The organism is Parvibaculum sp. (genome assembly GCF_049672805.1).
Lineage (GTDB): Bacteria > Pseudomonadota > Alphaproteobacteria > Parvibaculales > Parvibaculaceae > Parvibaculum.
Genome location: NZ_JBATWS010000197.1, coordinates 1 through 3,312, shown reverse-complemented (window position 1 = coordinate 3,312; position 3,312 = coordinate 1). Strand labels below are relative to the sequence as shown.

Sequence of the window (3,312 nt, the reverse complement as noted above, 5' to 3'; positions counted from 1 at the left end):
TGTCGCTCGGCGGCGTGCGCGACGAGGCCGAGATCCGTGGCCACAGGCGCACCTATATCGGCTCGATGCCCGGCAAGGTCATCCAGTCGATGAAGAAGGTGAAGCACACGAACCCGCTCTTCCTGCTCGACGAGATCGACAAGATGGGCTCGGATTTCCGTGGCGATCCGTCAGCGGCATTGCTTGAGGTGCTTGATCCCGAGCAGAACGACTCTTTCGCGGATCACTATCTCGAAGTCGATTACGACCTCTCCGACGTCATGTTCGTGACGACGGCGAACACGCTCAACATTCCCGAGCCGCTGCTGGACCGGATGGAGATCATCCGCATTGCCGGCTACACGGAAGACGAGAAGGTCGAAATCAGCCGCCGCCATCTGATCGACAAGGCGATCGAGGCGCATGGTCTGCGCAAGGGTGAGTGGTCCATTGATGATGAGGCGCTGCGCCACCTCATTCGCGTTTACACGCGTGAGGCAGGTGTCCGAAACCTTGAGCGGGAACTGAACAATCTCGCGCGCAAGGCGGTGAAGGAAATCCTCACCAACCCGGACAAGAAGTCGGTCGCTCTCACTATCGACAACATCGCCGATTATGCGGGCGTTCCGAAGTACCGCTATGGCGAGGCTGAAGGCGAAGACCAGGTCGGCATCGTGACGGGCCTCGCCTGGACGGAAGTCGGCGGCGAGTTGCTCACCATTGAAGGCGTCATGATGCCCGGCAAGGGCCGCATGACAGTCACGGGCAACCTGCGCGATGTGATGAAGGAGTCGATCTCGGCGGCCAATTCCTATGTCCGCTCGCGGGCGACCCGCTTCGGCATTGAGCCTCCGCTCTTCGACCGACGTGACATTCACGTTCACGTTCCCGAAGGGGCGACCCCGAAGGATGGTCCTTCGGCGGGCACGGCTATGACGACCGCCATCGTCTCGGTGATGACCGGCATCCCTGTCCGCAAGGATGTCGCCATGACTGGCGAGATGACGCTGCGCGGCCGCGTGCTGCCCATTGGCGGGTTGAAGGAAAAGCTCCTCGCGGCGCTGCGCGGTGGCATCAAGAAGGTGCTGATCCCGCAGGATAACGCCAAGGATCTGGCCGACATCCCGGACAATGTGAAGAACGCGCTGGAAATCGTGCCTGTGAACACTATCGATGAAGTGCTCAAGAATGCGCTGACCCGCATGCCTGAGCCGATTGAATGGGATGAAGAGGCATGGCTCGCGGAGCAGGCGGGGAAGAAGGCCCCGGACGCGCCTGAGCAGATTATGGCGCATTAAAACCGGCGCCGGATCGCATAAAAGCGGCAAACAACAAGCGGGAGCCTTCGGGCTCCCGTTTTTATTTCCGAAAATCTCGGATTTTCCGCAGAAATCCTGCGATTTTACTTTGACCCCCTTCTTGGGCGACGGGTAGAGTCCCGAGTCTTAGGGGAATGTTTGATTCCCGCCATCGCATCTGGAGAGGGGCCTCACCGTGAACAAGAATGACCTGATTGCAGAAGTGGCCGACCGGAGCGGTCTGTCGAAGGCCGATGCGACCAAGGCCGTCGATTATGTCTTCGATATCATCACGGAAACGCTGAAGAAGGGCGAGGAAGTCCGCCTCGTCGGTTTTGGCACGTTCAACGTTTCGAGCCGCGCAGCGACCGAGGGCCGCAATCCGCGCACTGGCGAGACAATCCAAATCCCGGCGTCGAAGCAGCCGAAGTTCAAGGCCGGCAAGGGGCTGAAGGACGCCGTGAACGGCTGATAGCCGGGTGGCGCGTCAGCGCCGCTGCATGATTTGACGGGGCCGGTCGCCGCTGGGCGTTCCGGCCTTTGTCTTTTGGGTAGCCCTGTGGGCCCCGAAGCGCGGGTCAGCCTGGCTCCTTCGCGCCGCCATGGCTGTCGGCCCCGTGCTCGTCTGCTGCGCGCGGATCAAGTTCTGTCGGCATGACCTGGCCCTGCGCCACGGGCACGGCCACGAAGTCTGCCCGCTGCTCCTCGGGAAGCGCGGGCGTGGTGGCGATCCGGAATATGGTGAAAGTCGCATAGACCAGATGCACGATCGCCGTGAAAACGAAGATCGACGACATGCCGAAGGCAGGCACGCTGAGTGAGGCTGCAGTCGGGCCGATGATCGACCCTACCGAATAGACAATCAGAAGCCCGCCCGAAATCGAGACAAAACTCTCGCTCTGGCCGTGATCGTTCATATGGGCGACTACGACCGAATAGAGGGTGAGGCCCGAAATACCGAAGAAAAAGCCCGCAGCGAGAAGGGCGGTCGTGCTGCCGCTGCTGCCAGCCAGAACCAGCGCCAGCTCGCCCAGCATCGCGCCGAGGCTGAGCGCGACGATGACGCGCCGCCGATCCATCCGGTCGGAGATACGGCCAATAGGCCATTGCGCCAGCGCGCCGCCGAGAATGCCGGCCGACATGAAAATGGCGACGCCGCCTGTATCCATGCCGCTCTCGCTCGCATAGAGCGGTGCAAGCGTCCAGAAAGGCGCATTCGCAAGGCCGACAGCGAAGGAACCGACCAGCCCCACGGGCGAAAGCCGGTAAAGCGCCCTGATGTCGATTCGCGTGCTCTGGATCGGCAGGGGCTGTACCGAGGTCGTCATCGCCACAGGCACGAGCGCCACCGAAGTGAGGATCGAGCAAATCGCAAAAAGCACGAAGCCCGCCGGATCAGCCGCATTGAGCAGGAACTGGCCGAGCGTCAGCGCGGAAAAGTTGACGATCAGATAAGCGGAAAAGAGCCTGCCGCGTGTCTCATTAGTGGAGCGTTCATTGAGCCAGCTCTCGATCACCATATAGAGCCCGGCAAAGCAGAAGCCCGTGAGCACGCGCATGCAGGACCAGAGAATCGGATCAGAGGACAGTGCGTGAATGAGAGGCGCTGCCGCTGCCATTCCGCAAAAGGTAGCAAAACTGCGGATATGGCCTGCTCGCCGCACGAGATAGGGCGTCGCCACGCAGCCGCACAGAAAGCCCGCGAAATAGACACTGCCGATAACGCCGATGGTGGAAGGAAGGAATCCCTCAATCCCTGCGCGAATCGGGATGAGTGTGCCCAGCATCCCGTTGCCAACAAGCAGGATGGCCGTCGCAAGCAGCAACGAAAAGACGGGTGCGAGAGTGCGGGACAATGAAACACCCGATCTGTGGTGGAGGGCAGGAGCGGCTCCCGCCAGTTTGCGGTTTTGCAGGCTCAATGCAATGGCCGGGTTTGGGTTCCGTTTGCATTGAAATGCTTCATCCGCTAGGAGTGACGCGCACTTGGCAGGGCGGTTAGCTCAGTTGGTAGAGCATCTCGTTTACACCGAGA

3 protein-coding genes are annotated in these 3,312 nt (G+C 60.9%); 2 read left to right on the top strand and 1 reads right to left on the bottom strand.

The genetic code is table 11. The annotated features are described in order from the left end of the window. Positions 1 to 1,277: S16 family serine protease (locus WBF74_RS06375; RefSeq protein WP_424436895.1), on the top strand; the 1,277-nt coding region annotated here is incomplete at its 5' end. A gap of 196 nt (positions 1,278 to 1,473) precedes the next feature. Next, positions 1,474 to 1,749 carry an HU family DNA-binding protein gene (locus WBF74_RS06370; protein ID WP_424436892.1) on the top strand — a complete coding sequence of 92 codons (276 nt, stop codon included), beginning with the start codon at positions 1,474 to 1,476 and terminating at the stop codon, positions 1,747 to 1,749. Positions 1,750 to 1,855: 106 nt separating this feature from the next. Here WBF74_RS06370 and WBF74_RS06365 read toward each other — a convergent pair whose 3' ends face one another. Further along, entirely contained in the window at positions 1,856 to 3,133 is a 1,278-nt protein-coding gene (locus WBF74_RS06365) for an MFS transporter (RefSeq protein ID WP_424436889.1), read from the bottom strand. Positions 3,134 to 3,312: the final 179 nt, after the last annotated feature.